General features: G+C 39.2%; 21 protein-coding genes. 12 read left to right on the top strand and 9 right to left on the bottom strand.

Annotation, left to right across the window (positions count from 1 at the left end; translation table 11 throughout):
- Positions 1-337: 337 nt before the first annotated feature.
- Positions 338-2,707 (bottom strand): TonB-dependent receptor, encoded by a 2,370-nt coding sequence (locus tag I6E69_RS17945; RefSeq protein WP_149602764.1) that lies wholly within the window; start codon positions 2,705-2,707, stop codon positions 338-340.
- 215 nt (positions 2,708-2,922) lie between these two features.
- A complete protein-coding gene (locus I6E69_RS17940; protein WP_149602763.1) occupies positions 2,923-3,312 on the bottom strand; it encodes a YkgJ family cysteine cluster protein in 390 nt (129 codons plus the stop codon).
- A gap of 280 nt (positions 3,313-3,592) precedes the next feature.
- On the opposite strand from I6E69_RS17940, the gene I6E69_RS17935 reads away from it, so the two are divergent.
- Both I6E69_RS17935 and I6E69_RS17930 read left to right on the top strand, forming a co-directional pair.
- Entirely contained in the window at positions 3,593-3,772 is a 180-nt protein-coding gene (locus I6E69_RS17935) for a hypothetical protein (RefSeq protein ID WP_197121803.1), read from the top strand.
- A gap of 199 nt (positions 3,773-3,971) precedes the next feature.
- On the top strand, positions 3,972-4,400 hold the full coding sequence (locus I6E69_RS17930) for a hypothetical protein (protein WP_002961147.1): 429 nt from the start codon (positions 3,972-3,974) through the stop codon (positions 4,398-4,400).
- Positions 4,401-4,538: 138 nt separating this feature from the next.
- On the opposite strand, the gene I6E69_RS17925 is transcribed toward I6E69_RS17930, so the two are convergent.
- Together I6E69_RS17925 and I6E69_RS17920 are read right to left on the bottom strand one after the other, a co-directional pair.
- Positions 4,539-5,528, bottom strand: coding sequence for an alpha/beta fold hydrolase (locus tag I6E69_RS17925; protein WP_197121801.1), 990 nt, complete (start codon positions 5,526-5,528; stop codon positions 4,539-4,541).
- Positions 5,529-6,093: 565 nt separating this feature from the next.
- Positions 6,094-6,504, bottom strand: a complete 411-nt coding sequence (locus tag I6E69_RS17920) for a hypothetical protein (RefSeq protein WP_039490160.1) — start codon at positions 6,502-6,504, stop codon at positions 6,094-6,096.
- 293 nt (positions 6,505-6,797) lie between these two features.
- Between I6E69_RS17920 and I6E69_RS17915 the strand changes: the two genes are divergently transcribed.
- A complete protein-coding gene (locus I6E69_RS17915; RefSeq protein WP_197121799.1) occupies positions 6,798-7,271 on the top strand; it encodes a hypothetical protein in 474 nt (157 codons plus the stop codon).
- 27 nt (positions 7,272-7,298) lie between these two features.
- Positions 7,299-7,886 carry a DUF1287 domain-containing protein gene (locus I6E69_RS17910; protein WP_193226365.1) on the top strand — a complete coding sequence of 196 codons (588 nt, stop codon included), beginning with the start codon at positions 7,299-7,301 and terminating at the stop codon, positions 7,884-7,886.
- 35 nt (positions 7,887-7,921) lie between these two features.
- Here the strand turns inward: I6E69_RS17910 and yfaE are convergent, their stop codons facing one another.
- The 5 genes from yfaE to ubiG all read right to left on the bottom strand — a co-directional run bounded on the left by yfaE (position 7,922) and on the right by ubiG (position 13,471).
- Complete coding sequence (gene yfaE / locus I6E69_RS17905; RefSeq protein WP_039489790.1) at positions 7,922-8,194, bottom strand: class I ribonucleotide reductase maintenance protein YfaE; 273 nt, start codon at positions 8,192-8,194, stop codon at positions 7,922-7,924.
- On the bottom strand, positions 8,194-9,324 hold the full coding sequence (gene nrdB, locus I6E69_RS17900) for a class Ia ribonucleoside-diphosphate reductase subunit beta (protein ID WP_002961159.1): 1,131 nt from the start codon (positions 9,322-9,324) through the stop codon (positions 8,194-8,196). Before nrdB ends, yfaE begins: the two co-directional genes overlap by 1 nt.
- A gap of 65 nt (positions 9,325-9,389) precedes the next feature.
- Positions 9,390-11,672, bottom strand: coding sequence for a class 1a ribonucleoside-diphosphate reductase subunit alpha (nrdA, locus tag I6E69_RS17895; protein WP_002961160.1), 2,283 nt, complete (start codon positions 11,670-11,672; stop codon positions 9,390-9,392).
- A gap of 408 nt (positions 11,673-12,080) precedes the next feature.
- Positions 12,081-12,761 carry an HAD-IA family hydrolase gene (locus I6E69_RS17890; RefSeq protein ID WP_197121797.1) on the bottom strand — a complete coding sequence of 227 codons (681 nt, stop codon included), beginning with the start codon at positions 12,759-12,761 and terminating at the stop codon, positions 12,081-12,083.
- On the bottom strand, positions 12,761-13,471 hold the full coding sequence (ubiG, locus tag I6E69_RS17885; protein WP_197121795.1) for a bifunctional 2-polyprenyl-6-hydroxyphenol methylase/3-demethylubiquinol 3-O-methyltransferase UbiG: 711 nt from the start codon (positions 13,469-13,471) through the stop codon (positions 12,761-12,763). The genes I6E69_RS17890 and ubiG overlap by 1 nt, the downstream gene beginning before the upstream one ends.
- 176 nt (positions 13,472-13,647) lie before the next feature.
- Between ubiG and gyrA the strand changes: the two genes are divergently transcribed.
- The 8 genes from gyrA (at position 13,648) to lapB (ending at position 23,242) form a co-directional block, all read left to right on the top strand.
- On the top strand, positions 13,648-16,347 hold the full coding sequence (gene gyrA, locus I6E69_RS17880) for a DNA topoisomerase (ATP-hydrolyzing) subunit A (protein WP_002961163.1): 2,700 nt from the start codon (positions 13,648-13,650) through the stop codon (positions 16,345-16,347).
- A gap of 158 nt (positions 16,348-16,505) precedes the next feature.
- Positions 16,506-17,588 carry a 3-phosphoserine/phosphohydroxythreonine transaminase gene (gene serC, locus I6E69_RS17875; protein WP_197121793.1) on the top strand — a complete coding sequence of 361 codons (1,083 nt, stop codon included), beginning with the start codon at positions 16,506-16,508 and terminating at the stop codon, positions 17,586-17,588.
- The gene (gene aroA / locus I6E69_RS17870) at positions 17,588-18,865 is read left to right on the top strand and encodes a 3-phosphoshikimate 1-carboxyvinyltransferase (RefSeq protein ID WP_039489784.1); all 1,278 of its coding nucleotides are present in this window, start codon (positions 17,588-17,590) and stop codon (positions 18,863-18,865) included. Before serC ends, aroA begins: the two co-directional genes overlap by 1 nt.
- A gap of 106 nt (positions 18,866-18,971) precedes the next feature.
- Positions 18,972-19,682, top strand: coding sequence for a (d)CMP kinase (cmk, locus tag I6E69_RS17865; RefSeq protein ID WP_002961166.1), 711 nt, complete (start codon positions 18,972-18,974; stop codon positions 19,680-19,682).
- A gap of 95 nt (positions 19,683-19,777) precedes the next feature.
- A complete protein-coding gene (rpsA, locus tag I6E69_RS17860) occupies positions 19,778-21,445 on the top strand; it encodes a 30S ribosomal protein S1 (RefSeq protein WP_002961176.1) in 1,668 nt (555 codons plus the stop codon).
- A 67-nt stretch (positions 21,446-21,512) separates the two neighbouring features.
- Complete coding sequence (ihfB, locus tag I6E69_RS17855; protein WP_002961178.1) at positions 21,513-21,800, top strand: integration host factor subunit beta; 288 nt, start codon at positions 21,513-21,515, stop codon at positions 21,798-21,800.
- Between the two features lie 21 nt (positions 21,801-21,821).
- On the top strand, positions 21,822-22,103 hold the full coding sequence (locus tag I6E69_RS17850) for a lipopolysaccharide assembly protein LapA domain-containing protein (protein ID WP_039489780.1): 282 nt from the start codon (positions 21,822-21,824) through the stop codon (positions 22,101-22,103).
- A gap of 2 nt (positions 22,104-22,105) precedes the next feature.
- Positions 22,106-23,242, top strand: coding sequence for a lipopolysaccharide assembly protein LapB (gene lapB, locus I6E69_RS17845; RefSeq protein WP_197121791.1), 1,137 nt, complete (start codon positions 22,106-22,108; stop codon positions 23,240-23,242).
- Positions 23,243-23,273: the final 31 nt, after the last annotated feature.

Here is a 23,273-nt window from a genome sequence, read left to right as displayed (position 1 = left end):
GGTTACAAACCTCGCGCCGCGATTAAATAGCCCCTAGTTTGAACAAATTTTAATCCGCAAAGATCAACAGACCCTAATTAAGTGATCTATTTTGCGCTAAGAAAATAGGGTTGATAACAAGGCAAAAGCTTTTTTAACTAATTGTTATCACTAATTGCTCCTGCATTGCTCTACCTTTTGCATCCATGCAGTCGTATATCATAATTTTTACGCAGTTAGTGCAAAGTTTAATCCCTTGAATTGATCAAGTATTATTGCCGATCGATATTATATATTCTAAAAATAAAAAAACCGCATTAATAAAATGCGGTTTATAAACTAAAACTACTTTTAATTATTAAAAATAGCCACGAACACCAAAGCGGAAGTTTCTGCCTGGTAGTGGGGCTTTATCTTTAATAAATGAGCTATGTACAAAACCTAACTCATCAGTAATGTTATCAACGTTTATATACAGCTGTGCATCGACACTGCCTAAACCTAATTGGTAATTAGCTTGTGCATCAAATAACGTATAGCCATCAGTTTGAGTTTCAAAGGCAGTTACATCGTTTTGATCAAAGTAATGAGTACCCGTTAATGTTAGTTGTAAGTCACCTAAATCATACTGTAACTCAGAGCCTAATTTATTGGCAGGGATACGTGGTAAATTACCTTCGTCGTCTTTTAGTTTTGCACGAGTTGAGTCACCAAATACTTTAACCATAGCGCTTGGTGTTACTTGGTAATGCGCGTCAAACTCAATTCCATAAAGCTCTGCGTCTTTACTTGTAAACTGATAAACCGCAACAGCATCGTCATGTGCACCAATAGCTGATTCTAAACCATCTTCTTCATCGTAAACTAAACCCGTATTTTCTTGAAAATAAAAGTTTTTGATATCGTTATAGAAAAAGTTAACGGTGTAACCAAAATCACCGCTAAAGCGTCTAAAGCTTAAATCTAAGTTTGTTGAAGTTTCCTGCTTGATATTTTCTGGCTCAAAATGCGCTTCATTATCTTCAATATTGTAACCAAGGCCTAGCTCGTACGTGCCAGTTGCAATGTGTAGACCGTTAGATAAAAGTTCTGCCGAAAGCGGTGCTCGTTCTGAATGAGAAATACTCGTAGCGATACTATGACCCGGCTTGTATTGCCAAATGGCACCAGCAGAGGCACTTAAATTGGTAAAACTTTCATTATACCCAATGGTTTCTTCGTCGCTGTGATCTATTTCTACTTCATCGTGGCTATGCTCGTGTGCCGTGATTTGGCTTTCAATTTTGTAATCTTCAACACGTGCGCCAAGTTCAATTGTAACGTCGCCAAATTCACGCTCTTCTAGTAAATATAATGCGTTAGTTGTAGTTACACTTGCGGGTGTAAAGGCTTCTTCACCAATTGCATCGTAGTCAGAATCGCTGTAGTGATAGCCCATCATTCCGTGCCAATCAGCAAACTTATGCTCTACATTTAAACGTGCTTCAGTCGTTTTATTTTTAAAAGTAGTACCAATTTCGCCATCTTCAATTTCGCTGTGCGAGTAATCTGTGTAGCCAACACGTAGGTTGATGGTTTCTATCCAGTTATTATGAAGGGCGTAACTTACAAGCCCTTGCCAGCGATCTTGCTCTAAATGTGCGTAAACCGGCTCTTCAGCTGCTTCGTCTTCATGTTCTGCATGCTCTTCTTCAGTTTCACCTTCGTGATCGTGATGATGCTCATGCCCGGGAATACCGTAATCGGTATCAATACTACCGTACGAAAAACCAATCGTTAAATGATCGCCAACATAGCTGGTACCAAAGTTAAGTGTTTCGCTATCAATAAAAGTATTTTCTACAGAATTCTCTGTTTCTACATCGCCATCATCGTCGGCAATAGTAAAGGTAGGTGTTTGGTAATCATCGCCACTGCGCTTAGTGCCATCAAAATGAAAGTTAAAGCCTTCATTACCAGTTTCAAGTTTTGCAGCTACGGTGTTTGAGTTTGATACTGTATCGTGGCTGTATTCTGCAGCCCCCGTAAGCTCGTCGATATTGTCTGTAGGAATGCGGTTATCAACCACGTTAACAACACCGCCAATTGCACCAGAGCCATAAAGTAGGGTGCTTGGGCCACGTAATACTTCAATTTGTTCTGCTGCTAGGCTATCGCTTGATGTCGCGTGGTCTGGGCCAATGCGTGATGCATCGCTGGCATCTAATCCGTTTTGTGTGATTTTAACGCGAGGGCCATCTAAACCACGAATAATTGGGCTTGACGATACAGGGCCAAAGTAACTTGCATTTACGCCTGGTAAACCTTTTAGCGTTTCGCCAAGAGTTGGTTTTGATTTATTTCTTAATTCATCACCTGAGAGCACGCTTACTGGCGATATCATCTCGAGGCTATTTTTATGAAGTGCAGAGGCATAAACAACCACTGTCTCAACCGATGTTGGTTTAAGTGACACAGACAGATTATTTGAAGATTCGCTAACAGCAATACGAGAGTCTACGTAGTTGTCTTTGCTAATATGTAATTGGCTATTTGCATCGATTTCTATAGCAAATTCGCCTAAATCATTACTTTTAACGCTTTGGTTTTTACCATGCACATGAATTGAGGCATTTTTAATTGGTTGATTTTTATCATCCATTACTTTACCAGTAACAGTGGCAGCCAAAGCTGATTGAGAACATAAAACAGAAAAAATAGCAGAGGAGATTAATGTTAACTTTGTCATGGATATATTGGTTCGCGGTTATTATGTTGTGATATAATATAACACCGTAAAATCAGTGAATCAACAATGTTATAGTATAACTTTGTGTTTTGCGATGAATGATCTAAAAATGACGATTAAACCAATTTTATAAAAATTATAATAATAGGTATGTTAATAGAAATACCTATTTATTTAAGTGCGAGACTCTTAGCGCTGCAGGTTTATCTAGGTGTTTAAGAGCGGCTATCTATCATTATCAAATCTAGTTTATGCTGCGCTCTTGTCTGGTTTGTAATATCTATAGATTCAATCATTTCGCATTCATCGCGGATCATCTCTGAAATAAGGCTAGGGTAGTGGCGGCAGTCTTCTGGACGGTCAAGGTAAATACTGCAGGTATACATATTTTTAGCGAGAGGCTCCTTTTTAGGCGCAATTTCTAAAAATGGGCACACTTGAAGTCTTAAGCCTGTTTTTGGGTCAAACCAAATTTCGTTGTTTTTAACGTACTCATAAATTTCGGGGTTAAAGAGTTCCCATAAATCTATTTCTTCTTTCGTTGCGCTTAAGTCGCCGCCACCATATTTAATACAGCATTTACCACACTGGTTACACTCTTTCATAATTTGCTAATTTAGTTGGCTGTTAACACATTTAAGTTAGCTATTAGTGTAGCACCAAATTTATTATTAACGCTCTACTGAATTGTCCCGTTGTTTGCTTTTTGGGTGTGTAAAAAAGTTAGATACAATAACTTAAGTTAAAACCCCTTGTTACATTTTATATAGGACAGGCTTTATTTAATGCTTTACTCTAAGGTGGCGAAAAATATTATGAAACCTGCTTGGGCAGCTGTGTAGTTATTAAATGTTGCTGAGCGGGATACCTAAGTAGGATGTAATTATGAAAGAAGCTGTTACTAAGTTAAAAACAGAATTTAATGCAAAGTTATTATATTGGAACAACCTCAAAAGTAGTAAAGCCAAAGCGGTAATCATCTTATTATTTATAGTTGTCATTGCACTTAAAGTGTTTACGACTATCTTTACGTTGGATTGGGTTGCAAGTTTATTCAGTGTGTGAGGTTACTAAGAGTAATTGCGATAAAGTTTAATTACAGTGTGTTTAACGCCTACGCGATGTTCATTATTAATGTATTATTACGCTATACACCAAATTAAATAAATCAGTTGTTTAAATACATTTTATAATGACTGTAATGATACATTTTAGCTAAATTGAGTCAGTAAATTAGTTTAGCTGCACTAAAGGATAACCAGTGATGATGAATACAAAAATATATAAAGCGGTACATGACCTAGCAGAAGATTTAATGGCGGCGGCTAACAAAAATAACCGAGAAAAATTTGAATCTTTATTTGCTCAATTAAAAGCGATTTGTATTGAAAACGAAAACACTTCAAAAGATCACCCAGTACAATGGGAAACTTTAGCTGATTTTACCGAAGAGCTAGAAGAGGCAATCACGACTTATGAAAAAGCATTAGAAAAGTCTGTTGCGATTAATAACAAAGATCACATGTCATCAGTTTCTTTTTCAATGGCTACACTGCAGCTAGAACTTGGTCAAAAAGACGAGGCTATTAAAAATCTTCAAAATGCTAAGGTTAGTGCTAATAAAATAGAAGACAAAGAGCTTAAAGCTGAAATACACGATCTACTAGAATCACTTATTGAAGAAGAAGGTTAAATACTTAAAATTTACTAGCTCAGACTTGATCTGACAGTTACCCATATTAAATACTATTTCTTTGGATTTAGCTTAAGTTAATACAATTTAATGAAACGCTGATGGTTTATACCCTCAGCGTTTTTTTATTTCCGCTATTTATAGCTTATCCATAAAGTTCACAATGTACTTTGCAATCTCAACTGGTTTTTCTTCAACACTAAAGTGTCCTGAATCGAGTAAATGTACTTCAGCGTTCGGTACATCTTTCAAATATGCTTTAGCGCCTGCGGCTATAAACGCAGGGTCGTTTTTGCCCCATACAATTAATGTTGCTGGTTGGTACTTGCGTAAATAAGCTTGCCATTTAGGGTAGTCGAGAAGGTTATTGTAGTAATCTTGTAGCAATTGTACTTGAATTACTCTATCGGATTTAGTTTGTAAAAAGTGAAGATCGTGCGTCCAGCTATCAGGGCTCATTACTTCTGGGTTACTTTGTACGTCTCGTAAATATTGCTTATTAATAATGGCTTTATTAGACGTGAACGAATAAATTTTATCACTCTGCGCTTGTGATTTGTCCTCATTCGCGGCTTTAAAAAACGCTTGCCTCGGTAGGGTTAACCCCTCTAAATACGCATTACCATTTTGTACAATAAGTGCATCAAGTTTATTTGGGTTATTTAACAACATCCTAAAGCCCACAGGAGCTCCAAAGTCTTGTATATAAAGGCTGTAGCGCTTTACTTTAAGTGTTGTTAGTAACACTTCAACGTATTGAGCTAGTAATTCAAAAGTATATTTTTGAGTTTCTGGGTTTGGGCGTTCGCTGTATCCTGAGCCTAAATAATCAGGTGCAATCACATGATAACGACCTGATAAGAGTGGGATCAATTCTCGGTAGCTGTGTGAAGACGACGGATACCCATGTAAAAGTACAATGGTTTGCTTATGCTGCGCGCCAGCTTCTCGGTAAAATATCTTTTTACCGTTTACATTTGCATATTTGTAAGTGGTTTTTGAAGGCCATACAGCATCAGCGGCATATACTTGAGCGGTAAACGTAGATATTGAAACTAATAAAAACACAATAAATGAGACGATGTGAGCAGGTTTTACTTTAAGGCTTTTTTGTATATCTGGGGGCATAAGTAAACTCGTTATTTTTGGTAATGACGCTTTATTTATTTACCAGACCTGTTATTTACACATTTATATTCAGATAATAACGTTGTAGTTTCACAGCAAAGAAGTATACAGCAGGAGTAAGTGAAGCTTTGGACCTTACAAGATACTGATGAGCCAACAGTGGGCTAGGGCGTTAGCTCTTTATTGGCCGCTTTTTTGTATTTGAAATAGCTTATTAAATAAACGGCTATTGGAATCGTTGGGCTTAAAAATATGTGAGGATGGAAATAGATACCACGTTCGTCATATAGAAACACATATAACACGAGCGCAAACGTTGAAGGTAAGGGGAAGATTATTGCACCGTGCCCAACAGCAGCAAATAGTGTCCACGAGAAAACACTAGGCCAAATCACTGCTCTGATGTAAGCACCTTTATTAGTCGCTTTAGCCTTTTTAGCGTAATTACGTGAAACAAAATAAGATATTACCGTTGGAAACAAAGTTAAAATGACACTTAACAGTATAAGCATAGTGATTCAATTCCTTTTGATATTATTTGCATAACCCAGTTTTTCACAATGTGTTAATTAGTTTGAGTTAATACCGTTTTTAAAGCAGCAATTTGCTTAATTTCATCAGCTGTTAATGCTTGATATAACCTAGGGTACGGCCAACCATAGCCCCATCTGAAAGTCGATGGTATATAAGGGCTGCCGCCAAATCGAACTCCAGCAAGCATAAGGTTCGCTATACTCGTTTCGCCGGCTTCAATAACACACTGTTGCAAGGCTTTATCTGCTTCTAAACGTTGCCAATAAGTGCCACCTTGCCAGTAGGCGTAGTCGTGCGCTTTACAACATGCAAGCCACAACTTTTTATCTTTTGTCGTGCCGTCCGGAAAAGCACTACAGCCATCTGATGTGAACGGTTTTATATTTTCAGCATTTGCTGTATTACTTAATATGACCAGTAAGACAATGGGACTGAAACGCATTATTTTCATACGAAAGAGTATATTAGTAAAATTATACATGATTTTAAGTGTTACTATTTTAGTTACAAATAATAACACTTTAAAAAGTATAAAAAAGGGTTTTACTGTTTATAGACCGGTTATGCTTATATGATAATTTTGATTTAGAGCTTTTTGTTTAGATATTCTATGCGTTCTATTTTCTTCGCTAGTTGCGAGGTGTTAATACTAAAAGTGCTGGTTAAAAAATTTACTACAATATTAGATTAAGGTTTACACTTGGTGTGTTGCATTTGTACTTTAGGAGAGGAGCTGTGGTAGAACAAATAGTAAATTGGATTGACGCTACAAATTTAAAATACAGCAGTCAAAAAGTGAGTTGTGATAAATTCAGTAATGAATTTTATGGGTTTTATCCTGCCGAGTTTTTAAAAAACGCGTATTACGTTGTTGTAGACCAAATACCAAAGCCAGACTTTGCGGGTCTGCGAGAAATGGGCCTAGGTGATTTTGTCGATATGGACGCGGCGGGTATGACGTATAAAAATACCTATTATCTACTTCCTGAGGTTGCAAAAGATTTGAGGGTTCATTTTCATGAGCTTGTGCATGTAGCGCAGTGGCTTAAACTTGGTCCAGACGTGTTTATGATGCGTTACATTAGCGAAATCCAACATGTAGGATATAACGACGCTCCGCTTGAAAAAATGGCATATGCGCTGGATACGCAATTTGCAAGTAAAGGCAATAAAATAGACGTGCTAAGGCACGTAGCCCAAACGCTGTAACTCAATTTTAGGTTTAAAGGAGTTTATATGTACAGAATTATTGGGTGTTTACTTACTTTAGCGTGTATTAATAGTAATGCAGCATCGTTTGAAGAAGATATTGTTTCAGCTCTGCTTGAGCGTACAACTCATGATGTGACTTACGACGGCGCTTATCGCTCTATTGGCTACCCTGGTGGGGATGTACCTAAAAATATAGGTGTGTGCACCGATGTAATAATTAGAAGTTACAGAAAGTTAGGTGTTGATTTACAGAAACTCGTGCATGAGGACATGCAAAAAAACTTTGCGCTGTATCCATCTAAACGTATTTGGGGCTTAACTAAGCCTGATAAAAATATAGATCACCGACGTGTTCCAAATTTACAAGCTTACTTTGAGCGCCATGCCAACGTATTGAGTAAATCCAACAAAGTGAGTGATTATAAAACCGGCGATATAATAACGTGGATGTTACCAGGTAATTTACCTCATATAGGTATGGTGATTAATGAGTTATCTCAAGATACGGGTAACCCACTTATTGTGCATAATATAGGGCGTGGTCCGCAAAAAAGCGATATGCTTTTTGATTATAAAATTACCGGACATTACCGGTTCGTTCCACACTATTGATAAGTTTAATAAACGATGGATGTAAGTATTGATTTTTATTTCAGATCAATACTTACATTGCCATTGGGTTTACAGCAGCACAACAGTATTTCGCCTTCGCGTACAAACGCAAGTGGCTCTTCGTTATACTCAACACTGCCTGACACTAAAGTTGCTCTACAAGCGCCGCAATAACCTTCACGGCATTGGAATGCGACGTCTATTTTCATGGATTCTAAGCAGTGTAGAAGAGAAGGGCAGCCAGCGATAAATTCTATACACTGGCTGTTTTCTGCAAGCGTTATGCTTGCAGTAGACTTGTCACTCATTATAAATCAAAATCACCAAATTCTGATGCATCAACTTGAGAGTCAATTTGACCAACAAGGTATGAGCTTATTTCTGCTTCTTGTGGTGCTACTTGCACGTTATCAGACACTAACCACGAGTTTATCCACGGGATAGGGTTACTGTTGTTTTCAAACTGTGCTGGCAAACCAATCGCAGTCATACGTGCATTAGTAATGTATTCAACGTACTGACATAAAATATGTTTATTTAAGCCAATCATTGAACCATCTTTAAATAAGTATTCGGCCCACTCTTTTTCTTGCTCTGCAGCATCAACAAACATTTTAATTGCTTCGTCGCGGCACTGGGCAGCAACAATCGCCATTTCTGGATCGTCCTTACCGTCTTGCATGATGTTTAAAATATGCTGAGTACCAGAAAGGTGAAGTGCTTCATCGCGTGCAATTAGCTTGATGATTTTAGCGTTACCTTCCATTAGCTCGCGCTCAGCAAATGCAAACGAACATGCAAAGCTTACGTAAAAGCGAATCGCTTCAAGAATATTTACTGACATCATAGCCAGGTAAAGTTTCTTTTTAAGCTCAAATAAATTAATGATAACTGTTTTACCGTTAATCTCGTGTTTGCCTTCACCGTATAAGTTGTAAAGCGATACAGAGTTAATTAAGTCATCGTAGTATTTAGTTACGGCATCAGCACGTTCGCTAATTTTATCGTTGCTAACAATGTCATCAAAAATAAGCTCAGGTGCTTGTGTTACGTTACGGATAATATGCGTGTATGAGCGGCTGTGAATTGTTTCACTGAACGCCCATGTTTCTATCCATGTTTCAAGCTCTGGTAGCGATACAATTGGAAGTAGAGCCACGTTTGGCGAACGACCTTGTACACTATCAAGCAGTGTTTGGTATTTTAAGTTGCTTAAAAATATATGCTTTTCGTGATCTGGTAATGCTTGAAAGTCTAAACGGTCTTTACTTACATCTACTTCCTCAGGACGCCAAAAGAAAGACAGTTGCTTTTCAATTAACTTTTCAAAAATTGGGTATTTTTGTTGGTCGTAACGAGATACGTTTACAGTTTGGCCAAAAAACATTGGCTCTTGCATTTGGTTATTATGGTTTCGGCTAAAAGTAGTATAAGACATGTTTATCACTCAAAAAACTATCAGAAAAAGCGGGCTAAATGCCCGCTTAAAATAAAAATCAGCAGTTATATTTTACACGCGCCGCCTTCACAATCGTCATCTTCCACTTCTGGAGCATCTTCTTGTGAATCTGAGGCGCCATCGCGAGTATTGTGGTAATACAAGGTTTTAACACCTAGTTTGTACGCGCTTAGTAAGTCTTTTAATAAGACTTGCATAGGTACTTTACCGCCTTCGAACTTGTTTGGATCATAATTTGTATTTGCAGAAATTGTTTGGTCAACAAATTTTTGCATTATGCCAACAAGCTGTAAATAACCATCGTTTGATGGAATGTCCCATAGTAGCTCGTACTGATCTTTTAAACGCTCATACTCAGGAACAACTTGTTTTAAAATACCGTCTTTACTTGCTTTAACGCTAATATGTCCACGTGGTGGCTCAATACCGTTAGTTGCGTTAGAGATTTGCGACGATGTTTCTGATGGCATTAACGCACTTAGTGTTGAGTTACGCATACCGTGCTCTTTAATACTTGCACGTAGTGTATCCCAATCAAGATGAAGTGGCTCATCACAAATTTTATCTAAATCACGTTTATACGTATCTGTTGGCATAATACCTTGTGAATACGTTGTCTCGTTAAACTTAGGACATGCGCCACGCTCTTTAGCAAGCTCGTTTGATGCTTTCATTAAGTAATATTGAATAGCTTCAAAGGTTTTATGTGTTAATGCATTAGCACTGCCATCAGAATAACGCTTACCGTTTTTAGCTAGGTAGTATGCGTAGTTAATTACGCCTATTCCTAGTGTACGACGACCCATAGTTGCATTTTTAGCAGCCGGTACAGGGTAGTCTTGGAAATCAAGTAAGTTATCAAGTGCGCGTACTGCAAGTTCAGCTAGCTCTTCAAGCTCATCAAGTGACTCTATTGCACCTAGGTTAAACGCAGAAAGTGTACAAAGGGCAATTTCGCCTTCTTCGTCATTCACGTTATTAAGTGGCTTAGTTGGCAATGCAATTTCTAAACATAAGTTAGATTGGCGAATTGGCGCAACTTTAGAAATAAATGGGCTGTGTGTATTACAGTGATCCACATTTTGTAAATAAATACGACCAGTACTTGCACGCTCTTGCGCAAACATAGAGAAAAGCTCTATGGCTTTAATGCGTTTTTTACGAATAGACTCGTCTTGTTCATATTTAACGTAAAGTGCGTCAAACTCAGCTTGGTCTTCAAAAAATGCATCATAAAGGCCAGGTACATCTGATGGGCTAAATAATGTAATGTAATCATCTTTAATTAAACGAGAGTACATTAGTTTATTAAACTGTACGCCGTAATCTAGGTGGCGTACGCGGTTATCATCTACACCACGGTTATTTTTAAGTACAAGTAGGTTCTCTACTTCTAAATGCCAAAGCGGGTAGAATAATGTTGCTGCGCCGCCACGTACACCACCTTGTGAACAACTTTTAACCGCTGTTTGAAAGTGCTTATAAAAAGGGATACACCCTGTGTGATACGCTTCGCCGTTACGAATGTGGCTACCTAGCGCACGTATTCTACCTGCATTAATACCAATTCCCGCACGTTGTGAAACGTATTTAACAATAGCTGACGACGTTGCATTGATTGAATCAAGGCTGTCGCCACATTCAATTAATACACACGAGCTAAACTGGCGAGTAGGCGTACGTACACCCGACATAATTGGCGTTGGTAGAGATATTTTAAATAAAGATACTGCATCGTAAAAACGTTTAATGTAATCAGTACGTGTTTCACGTGGGTAATCTGAAAATAAGCTTGCCGCAACTAAAATATATAAAAACTGTGCACTTTCGTATATTTCACCCGATACACGGTTTTGAACGAGGTACTTACCTTCAAGTTGCTTTACAGCAGCGTAGCTAAAGTTAAGATCGCGAGAATGATCAAGGTATGCATCAAGCTCATCTAACTCTTGCTCTGTGTAATCTACTAGTAAATGAGCATCGTAGCGTTTATCGCCAACCATTTTTGTTACGTGGTCAAATAAACGTGGTGGCTCAAATTGACCGTACGCTTTTTTACGTAAATGGAATACAGCTAAACGTGCAGCTAAGTATTGGTAATCAGGCGATTCTTTTGAAATCTGATCCGCTGCTGCTTTAATGATGGTTTCGTGAATGTCTTTAGTACGAATACCGTCGTAAAACTGAATGTGCGACTTTAATTCAACTTGCGAAACCGAAACGTTGTTTAAACCTTCGGCGGCCCACTCAATAACGCGATGGATCTTATCCAGATCAAGAGGCTCTTTACGCCCGTCACGTTTGCTTACAGATAACTGTTGGTTCATTTGCCTGTATTCCTTGGGAATTATGTATTTTGACCAATGCTTTATACCTCGCCGGGGCAAGGTATATACTCATTTATTATAAGTTTCGCCATATTTGCGAATTTAATTGAATAACATTTGGCCACAATATCTGGTGTTGTTCAATTTAGAGATCACAAGATAGTGTGGTCTGAGTTGTTTTGCAAGGGACATAATTGCCCCTATTTGTGGATAACTTCGGGATAACGTATTTGTGTTAGTAGACACTCACCTTCGAACAATCATTTAAGTTGAAATATGCAAAAATCAACTAATGATCTGCTAAATTTACGCATTTTAAAAATAAATTTTGACTGCTTTTTTTATCAGCAAGCTTTGCGTAAAAACTAACACAATCACAATATATAGTGTTTATTAATTAACATGGCACTATATATGGTTAAAACCATCAATTGGGCTTTGCCAGTTAAAATCAGCATTCCAGCTGTTGGCTTCATCAATACTTGGTATGTAGCCCCAAAGTGCCGTTGCTGTGCGCATACCTGCGGCTTTGCCTGCTTGTATGTCTCGCTGTGCATCACCAATGTACAAACAGCGTTTTGGTTGCACTCCCATAAGCTGTGCACAGTGTAGCAGCGGTAAAGGGGATGGCTTAGCTTCAGCTAAGGTGTCGCCACTTATTACTACACTAGCATTTTTCAATGCGGGAATTGCTGCCACTAAAGGATCAGTTAAAAACCCTGGTTTGTTAGTCATGATCCCCCATTTGATCTTTTTCTGATCAAGGGCAATAAGCAACGATTCAACACCGCTGAAGCAATGCGTGTGATTTGCTATGTTTGCAGCGTATTCGCCAACTAATTGCTTAATAAGTTCGCTTTGAGGTTGTGTGTCCCATAACTCTTTAAAACCAGCCTCTAATAATGCGCCTGCGCCGTGAGATGCCGCAGGGCGGTATACATCACTACTAACAGGCTCTATTTTATTATTAATGAGAACTGCATTTAAAGCCGCACCTAAATCATCAGCGGTGTCGAGTAGAGTGCCGTCTAAATCAAATAAAAATGCATCGTACTCAATAAGGGGGAGGGGGGCTTGAGAGTTAGCCATTAAGCTAACTTCTCAAAGTACAGTATGTAATTTACGCTAACGTCACTATTGAGCGTATATTGCTTTGATAGTGGGTTATAAGAAAGGCCTGTACTTGCACGAACTTTTAAACCCGCTTGCTCTGCCCATGCAATAAGCTGCGCAGGTTTTATAAACTTTTTATGGTCGTGTGTACCTTCAGGGACCATTTTTAATAGCTTTTCAGCGCCAATAATAGCGTATAAATATGCCTTAGGTGTTTTGTTTAGAGTTGAAAAAAACACGTCTGCGCCTGGTTTGGCAAGTGCGGCTACGGCATGAATGATAGATGCAGGATCGGGAACGTGCTCAAGCATTTCCATACAGGTTATTACATCAAAGCGCTCTGGGTGTTGCGATGCAAACTCTTCTGCTGGCACTTTTATGTAATCTACATTTACGCCAGTTTCTAAACTGTGCAACTTAGCAACAGTTAAAGGCTCTTGCCCCATGTCGATGCCAGTTACTTTTGCGCCCATGCGCGCCATGCTTTGGCTTAAAATACCGCCACCACAGCCAACATCGAGTGTTTCTTTATCGAATAAGCCTTGCGTTTTGTTTGCTATAAAGTCTAAACGTAACGGGTTAATTTCGTGAAGAGGTTTGAATTCTCCGTCTAGGTCCCACCAACGCTCGGCGATGGCTTCAAATTTTGCTATTTCTGCGTGATCTACATTTTGATGTTCGGTCATAAAATACTTCCTCGTCAATCTGAGGCCATTATATAGGGCTAAATTGATAAATCGCAAAGTTTTGCGCCTGTAAATTAAAATTAATTGTGATAGCATGGCTGTTAGAAATAATAACAATACTCTTAATACCCAATACCGGGTTGTTGAGAGCTGATACTGAAGGAATGTGATATCAAATGACTGATCTCGCCAATGAAATTCTGCCAGTCAATATTGAAGACGAGTTAAAAAACTCCTACTTAGATTACGCAATGAGCGTAATTGTAGGACGTGCATTACCAGACGTACGTGACGGCTTAAAACCTGTTCATCGCCGCGTTTTGTTTGCAATGAACGAGCTTAGTAATGACTGGAACAAGCCTTACAAAAAATCGGCCCGTGTGGTCGGTGACGTAATCGGTAAATACCACCCACACGGCGACAGTGCAGTTTATGACACGATAGTTCGTATGGCTCAGCCATTCTCACTGCGTTATATGCTAGTAGATGGCCAAGGTAACTTCGGTTCGGTTGATGGTGATTCAGCAGCGGCAATGCGTTATACAGAAGTACGTATGGCTAAAATGTCGCATGAGTTATTAGCCGATCTTGAAAAAGAAACGGTTGATTTCGTTCCTAACTACGATGGCACTGAGTTCATCCCTGATGTTTTACCAACGAAAGTTCCTAATTTATTAGTGAATGGTTCGTCAGGTATTGCAGTAGGTATGGCTACAAATATACCACCACATAACTTAACTGAAGTTGTAAATGGTTGTTTGGCACTTATTCAAAATCCAGATTTAACTATTTTAGAGTTAATGGATTATATCCCTGGTCCTGATTTCCCAACGGCTGCAATTATCAACGGTAAGAAGGGTATTGAACAAGCCTACTTAACTGGCCGTGGTAAAGTGTACATGCGTGCACGCGCCGACATCGAAACCGATGAAAAAACAGGCCGTGAAACAATCATCGTTCACGAAATTCCTTATCAAGTTAATAAAGCTCGTTTAATTGAAAAAATTGCTGAGCTAGTTAAAGATAAGAAAATTGAAGGTATTAGTGCGCTACGTGATGAATCAGATAAAGACGGTATGCGTATCGTTATTGAAATTAAACGTGGTGACGTAGGCGAAGTTATTTTAAACAACTTGTATTCACAAACTCAGTTACAAACTGTGTTTGGTATGAATATGGTTGCGCTAATTAATAACCAACCTAAATGTTTCAATTTAAAAGAAATGTTAGAAGAGTTTATTATTCACCGTCGTGAAGTAGTAACTCGTCGTACAGTATTTGATTTACGTAAAGCCCGTGACCGTGCACACACGCTTGAAGGCTTAGCGATTGCGCTTGCAAACATTGACCCAATTATCGAACTTATTCGTAAATCCCCAACACCTGCTGAAGCTAAAATTGCTTTAACAGCGCGTCCGTGGGAATTAGGTAATGTACAAGGTATGCTTGAAAAAGCAGGTGAAGATAATGTTGCTCGTCCAGATTGGTTAGCGAGCGAACTTGGTATTCGCGATGGTCAATATTATATCTCTGAGCAACAAGCTCAAGCAATTCTTGATTTGCGTTTACATAAGCTAACAGGTCTTGAACACGAAAAAATCTTGACCGAATACCAAGCGTTATTAGAATTAATTGCTGAACTACTTTATATTTTGGCAACTCCTGAGCGTTTAATGGAAGTTATTCGTGACGAGCTAGTTGAAATTAAAGAGCAATATGGTGATGAGCGTCGCACTGAAATTAATGCAGCTGCTCACGATATCAGCCTTGAAGACTTAATTACCGAAGAAAACGTAGTAGTAACGCTTTCTCACGAAGGTTATGTGAAGTATCAAGCATTGTCTGATTACGAAGCACAGCGTCGTGGTGGTAAAGGTAAGTCAGCAACGAAGATGAAAGATGAAGATTTCATTGAGCGTCTATTAGTTGCAAATACACACGATACTATATTGTGTTTCTCTACGGCCGGTCGTTTATATTGGCTTAAAGTGTATCAGTTACCACTAGCGAGTCGTGCAGCGCGCGGTAAGCCAATTGTTAACTTGTTACCACTTGAAGCTGATGAACGTATTACTGCTATATTGCCAGTACGCGAGTACGCAGAAGATAAATACATCTTTATGGCAACAGCATTTGGTACAGTTAAGAAAACACCATTAACGGCTTACAGTCGTCAACGTGCAAGCGGTATTATTGCTGTTAACTTGAATGATGGCGATAGCCTGATTGGGGTTGATATTACCGATGGTAGCAACGAAATTATGTTGTTCACTGATGCAGGTAAAGTTGTACGCTTTAAAGAAGCTGAAGAAACAACAGTTGTTGATGAAAACGGTAACCCAGTATTAGACGAAGAAGGTAACCCTGAGATTCGTTTCAAAGGTGTTCGCCCAATGGGTCGTACTGCTACAGGTGTTCGTGGTATTAAAATGGCCGATGATCAACGCGTAGTATCGTTAATTGTACCAAAAACTGACGGTGCTATTTTAACGGTAACTGAAAATGGTTACGGTAAGCGTACACAACTAGAAGATTACCCATCTAAGAGCCGTGCAACACAGGGTGTTGTATCTATCAAGGTGAGTGAGCGTAACGGTGCTGTTGTTGGTGCTGTACAAGTTGATGATAACGACGAAATCATGATTATTTCAAATCGTGGTACCTTAGTACGTACTCGCGTTAATGAAGTTTCTACGGTTGGACGTAACACCCAAGGTGTTATTTTGATCAGAACTATTGACGAAGAGCAAGTAGTTGGTTTACAACGTATAGAAGAGATTGAAGTTACAGAAAGTGACTTGATTGATATTGAAGACGTTGAAACTGTAGATACGGTTATTGATGAAGTAGCGGATGATAATCCTCCTTCAGAATAATTGATATTGAAAAAGCGGCCTTGGCCGCTTTTTTTAATGTTGTTGAAAAAAATTAATAGGGTGTGAAGTTATATTCACTCACTAAAACTCAAAGGTTTAGTGGGTGGGTATTGAGCGTTCATGCTTAGTAGTTAAATTACTGGAATGAGGCAAAGGTAATGAGTAAATATAATTTTTGTGCGGGGCCAGCTATGCTTCCGCAAGCGGTTATGAAAAAAGCACAAAAAGAGTTTCTAGATTGGCAAGATTTAGGTGTGTCTGTGATGGAAATAAGCCATCGTAGCAAAGAGTTTTTAGCCCTTACAGCTAAATGTGAAGCCAGCCTTCGTCGTCTAATGAATATCAGTGATGAATTTGAAGTGCTGTTTATGCATGGCGGTGGTCGTGGTCAGTTTAGTGCTGTGCCATTAAATTTACACCAAGAAGGCAAAGTTGCGGTTTATTGCGAAAACGGCGTGTGGTCAAAAAGTGCAACAGACGAGGCCAACAAGTTTACTCAAGCAACCTCTATTGATGTGCGTAATGATGACAATGGCGAGTTTTCTATTAAACAGGTTGCTGATTGGGTGTTACCAGAAGATGCATCTTACATTCACTATTGCCCTAACGAAACGGTTGACGGCTTAGAAATTTTTGATGTACCAAGCCACCCAATTGCACCGATCGTTGCTGATATGTCGTCAACTATTTTATCACGCGAAATAGACGTTAATAAATTTGATTTAATTTACGCTGGTGCGCAAAAAAATATCGGCCCGTCGGGCATATCAATCGTTATTGTTCGTAAAACATTACTTGAGCGTGAAGGCTTACCTAAGCCAGGCATTTTAGATTACGCATTAGAAGCAAAACAAGGCAGCATGTTTAACACGCCTCCTACATTTGCTTGGTATTTAGCTGCTGAAGTATTTCAATGGCTTGAAAGTAATGGTGGCGTAAAAGCGATGGAAGTTCAAAATATTGCTAAAGCGCAGCTACTTTATGACTTTATTGATGAATCGAGCTTTTATACCAATAAAGTAGCTAAACATTGCCGTTCACGTATGAATGTTCCGTTTTGGCTTAATGATGAAAGCTTAAATGATAAGTTTGTTGCTCAGTCTAAAGATGCAGGGTTACTTGCTCTTGAAGGCCACAGAATTGTGGGCGGTATGCGCGCAAGTATTTATAACGCAATGCCTATTGAAGGTGTTCAAGCACTTGTAGACTTTATGGCTGCTTTTGCAAAGGAGCACAGCTAATGGAGCAGCTTCGTTTAGAACCTATTTCTAGAGTAAATGGCACAGTAACCCTACCAGGTTCAAAGAGTCTATCGAACAGAATTTTATTATTAGCAGCACTTGCAAGCGGTACTACCGTTGTAGAAAACTTACTTGATAGTGACGATATACGCCATATGCTGGGCGCCTTAAAGTTATTAGGTGTAAATGTAACTTTAAATGATGAACGCACTGTAGCCACCGTAGAGGGTGTTAGTGGTGTGTTTAATACACCGACTGAGCCATTGTTTTTAGGTAATGCGGGTACTGCTTATAGACCTTTAACGGCAGTACTTGCTGCCGTTGCTGGTGAGTACGAGCTAATAGGCGAGCCACGTATGGAAGAGCGCCCAATAGGGCACTTGGTTGACGCGCTGCAAGCATTGGGTGGTGATGTTACTTATACAAAGCACAAAGACTACCCACCACTTAAAATTGTGGGTGGCCAAATAAAAGGCGGTGAAGTTGAAATTGACGGCAGTATTTCAAGTCAATTTTTAACCGCTCTATTAATGGCAGCGCCATTATTTAACGGTGATACAACAATAACTATTAAAGGTACTTTAGTCTCTAAACCTTATATTGATATTACACTTGATGTAATGGCACGTTTTGGGGTTAATGTTGAGCACAGTGATTATGCAACTTTTAAAGTTAAAGGTGGTCAACAATATCAATCATTAGATCGCATAATGGTTGAAGGCGATGCATCTTCTGCTTCTTACTTTGTTGCTGCGGCTGCAATTGCAGGCGGTGAGATTGAAATTAAGGGCGTTGGCGCTAAATCGGTTCAAGGTGATATAGGCTTTGCCAAAGTAATGGAGCAAGTAGGCGCAAAAATTGATTGGTATGATGAACGTTTAGTTGTTCGCAAAGGCGAATTAAAAGGCGTGGATATTGACGCCAATGCAATTCCTGATGCAGCCATGACTCTTGCAACTGTTGCTCTTTTTGCCAAAGGCCCAACAGCCATTCGTAACATTTATAACTGGCGAGTAAAAGAGACAGACCGTTTATATGCAATGGCAACTGAGCTTCGTAAAGTAGGCGCACAGGTTGTAGAAGGTGAAGATTTTATAGAGATCACCCCACCTGAAACATTTAATGATGTTGCTGTTGATACTTACGACGATCACCGTATAGCCATGTGTTTTGCAATGGTTGCCGTTGGTGGAAAGCCAATAACAATTAATGATCCAAAGTGTACCTATAAAACATTTCCTACATTTTTCAATGTTTTAGCGTCAGTCAGTGAATAAGCTAATTAGAAGTAATTACAAAAGTTACACACTAATAGCAGATATATTTTAATAACTGACGTATAATGTCGCGGTTTATTTAGGTGTGCATTGCAGGAGGTTTTAAATGCAGGCGTTATTAATGCCCGTGATCACCGTTGATGGCCCAAGTGGTTCAGGTAAAGGAACTGTTTGTCGCTTGTTAGCCGACAAGTTAGGGTGGGATGTATTAGATAGCGGTGCGATTTATCGTGTTTTATCTTTAGCTGCACTTCATCACCAAATTGCATTAGACAATGAAGAAGGGCTTGTCCCGCTTGCTGCAAATTTAGATGTGCAGTTTTTGGTAGATAGCCAAACTAATGCAGGAAAAGTTATTTTAGAAGGCGAAGATGTAACCACTACTATTCGTAATGAAGAAGTAGGCGCTGCGGCTTCAAAAGTTGCAGCATTACCTCGCGTTCGTGAAGCGTTATTACGTCGTCAGCGTGCATTTCGCACTGAAAATGGCTTAATTGCCGATGGCCGTGATATGGGCACTGTGGTTTTTCAAGATGCGCCGTTAAAAATATATTTAACAGCAAGTGCACAAGAGCGTGCTCGTAGACGCTTTGTTGAGTTGAATACGCGCGGCCTTGATGTTACACTAAGTGGTCTATTACAGGACATTCAAGCTCGTGACGAGCGCGATATGAATCGCACCGTTGCTCCGCTTGTACCTGCAGAGGATGCTATTGAGATCGATACTAGCGATCTTAATGCACAGCAAGTGTTTGATAAGGTAATAACTTTATTGGATATTGCTATCTCTGAAGGTAAGCTTCCTAAACGAAGCTAAACACATTTTATGCGCCAGCAGGATGCCAGTGCTATTTTAACAACCCCATGCAGCATGGTTGCTTATTGGTATTAATATATGAGACGTATATTCGTATGTCAGAAAATTTTGCGCAGTTATTTGAAGAAAGCTTAAAGGGTTTTGAAGCAGAGCAAGGCTCTATCGTTAAAGGTACAGTAATCTCTATCGAGAATAACATTGTACTTGTAGATGCTGGTCTTAAATCAGAAAGTGCTATCCCTGCAGAGCAGTTCAAAAATGCTGCTGGTGAACTAGAAGTTGCTGTAGGCGACGAAGTAGATGTTGCACTAGATGCAATTGAAGACGGTTTCGGTGAAACTATCCTTTCTCGTGAGAAAGCTAAGCGTCACGAAGCATGGATCCGTCTTGAGAAAGCATGTGAAGAGCAAGAGACTGTTACTGGTGTTATCAACGGTAAAGTTAAAGGCGGTTTCACAGTTGAAGTTGATTCAATCCGTGCTTTCCTACCTGGTTCACTTGTTGATGTTCGTCCAGTACGTGACACAACTCACCTTGAAGGCAAAGAGCTTGAATTTAAAGTAATCAAGCTTGACCAAAAACGTAACAACGTTGTTGTTTCACGTCGTGCAGTTATCGAATCTGAAAACTCACAAGAACGTGAAGAGCTTCTTGCTAACCTTGTTGAAGGCCAAGAAGTTAAAGGTATCGTTAAGAACCTTACTGACTACGGTGCATTCGTTGACCTTGGTGGTGTTGATGGTCTACTACACATTACTGATATGGCTTGGAAGCGTGTTAAGCACCCTTCAGAAATCGTTAATGTTGGCGACGAAATCGCAGTTAAAGTTCTAAAATTCGACAAAGATAAAACTCGTGTTTCTCTAGGCCTTAAACAGCTTGGTGAAGATCCATGGGCAGCTATCGCTGGTCGTTACCCAGAAGGTTCTAAACTTTCTGGTCGTGTTACTAACCTTACAGATTACGGCTGTTTCGTGGAAATCGAAGAAGGCGTTGAAGGTTTAGTACACGTTTCTGAAATGGATTGGACTAACAAGAACATCCATCCTTCAAAAGTTGTAAGCCTTGGTGACACTGTTGAAGTTATGGTTTTAGAAATTGACGAAGAACGTCGTCGTATTTCTCTTGGTCTTAAGCAATGTATTGCTAATCCTTGGCAGGAATTTGCTCGTCTACAAAACAAAGGCGATCAAGTTACTGGTAAGATCAAATCAATCACTGACTTCGGTATCTTTATCGGTCTTGACGGTGGTATTGACGGTCTTGTACACCTTTCAGACATTTCTTGGAATACACCTGGCGAAGAAGCTGTACGTGAATTCAAGAAAGGCGACGAAATCACTGCTATCGTATTGCAAGTTGACCCAGAGCGTGAACGAATCTCTCTAGGTGTTAAGCAAATCGAAGCTGACCCATTCAATAACTACCTTGATGCAAACAAAAAAGGTGCTATTGTTAAAGGTAAAGTGACTGAAGTTGATGCGAAAGGCGCAACTGTTGAACTTATCGAAGGCGTTGAAGGTTACATCCGTGTAGCTGATATCGCTCAAGAGCGCGTTGAAGATGCAACTACTGTAGTTTCTGTAGGCGACGAGATTGAAGTTAAATACGTTGGTGTTGATCGTAAGAACCGCACTTTAAGCTTATCTGTAAAAGCTCTTTTCGAAGCAGAAGAGAAAGAAGTACTAGAGAAGCTTAAGAAAGAAGAGCCAGTGTTTGAAAACGCAATGGCAGCTGCTTTCGCAAATGCACAAAAAGACTAATATATAATTAGTTTTTAGTTGGAAGGGCATTTTTTGCCCTTCCTATATCTCTTTTTAAGGAAACGCTATGACTAAGTCAGAATTGATAGAAATACTTGCGGAACAACACGCACACGTTCCAGTGAAAGATGTTGAGAATGCTGTAAAAGAAATTCTTGAACAAATGGCCGGCTCATTATCTACTTCAGATCGTATTGAGATCAGAGGTTTTGGTAGTTTCTCTTTGCATTTCCGCGCTCCTCGCACAGGTCGTAATCCTAAGACTGGCGATACAGTTGAGCTTGAAGGAAAGCATGTACCTCATTTTAAACCAGGCAAAGAATTGCGCGACCGCGTGAATGAAAGCATTGCCTAGTTAACTTAGTGGAGTAGTTACTTGTTCAAGGTATTAAAAATTATTCTGGTTGCACTATGCCTTATCAGTGCATTTGTATTAGGGTCACAAAACCCACAGTTAGTACAAGTAAATTACATTATAGCCAGTAATACACTACCTTTAGCTGTAATAATAAGTATCTGCTTTTTATTAGGTGTTTTGATTGGTTGTTTTATTAGCTTTAAATTGTTTTCGCAATTAAAGTGGCAAAACTACCGCTTAAAAAAGCAATTAGCGCCTGAAAAAGATAAAAAAAAGCTTGCCGCGAATAAAGACACCTAACTATGATTGAGCTTTTGTTTTTACTATTACCTGTTGCCGCTGGTTACGGTTGGATTATGGGTAAAAACAGTGCTAAAAACCAAGCTCATGAACTTAATCGTCAGATCACTTCTGAATATAGCAAAGGCTTAAAATTTCTACTCGATAGAGAAGAAGATCAAGGCTTAGAGCATTTAATCAACTTACTTGAAGTTTCAGCCGACTCGGTTGAACACTATTCTACACTTGCCACCATGTTTCGCCGTAGAGGTGAATTAGACCGCGCAATAAAAATTCATGAACTTCTGTTAAAACACCCAAGCTTAAATGAACAACAAGCTGCAACTAGCCGTTTAGAACTAGCCGAAGATTATATAATGGCCGGACTACTAGATAGTGCGGAAGAGCACTTAGTTTGGTTAGTTAAAGCAGGGCATGTAGAAGCGCTGGACCCTATTATCACTTTATATTCGCAAACCCGTGAGTGGGAAAAAGGCATCAACATGTTTGAAGCTCATAGCGAACTATTTTCAAAAGAACAGCAATTTAAAGCAATTGCTAATTTTTATTGTGAGTCAGCTTTAAGTGACAATACACCCCAACTAATGAGAAAAGCGATTAGCTTAAATTATAAAGCCGTGCGTCCGCTTTACGAGTTAGGGTTAGTTGCTTACGCAAAAGAAGATTACGTTAAAGCTATTTATTACTGGCGTGAACTTGTCTCTCAATTTACCTTGTTTGCTCCGTTGTTTATTGATGAGCTTGCACACAGTTATAAACAATTGAATTTGACGCATCAATTTCACGAGTTAGTCAGTGACTTGTTAGAGAAGGGCGGTGTATTAATTAAAATAAAGCATTGCCAAGCATTACTTGAGCAAGGTCACACCAAGCAAGCCTTTGAATTTTTAACTGATAGCTTAAAACGTCAACCTACTATTCGTGGTTTTAGTTTTTTACTGCAATTAATGGGTGACCAAAATAAAAATACTAAAGAAGTACTTAACGAAATTGATAAGCTTGTAACCTCTTATATTGCTACAAAACCAGATTTTCAATGCCAGCATTGTGGTTTTACAAGCTACACCATATATTGGAACTGCCCTTCTTGTAAGCATTGGGAAACCATTGTTCCAAGTCGAGGCTTAGACGGATTTTAATAACCCCATAATTAATAACTTTACTGCCATT

This window comes from Pseudoalteromonas sp. NZS100, assembly GCF_015864815.1.
GTDB classification, from domain to species: Bacteria; Pseudomonadota; Gammaproteobacteria; order Enterobacterales; family Alteromonadaceae; genus Pseudoalteromonas; species Pseudoalteromonas distincta.
This window is presented reverse-complemented; position numbering and strand designations above follow the sequence as displayed.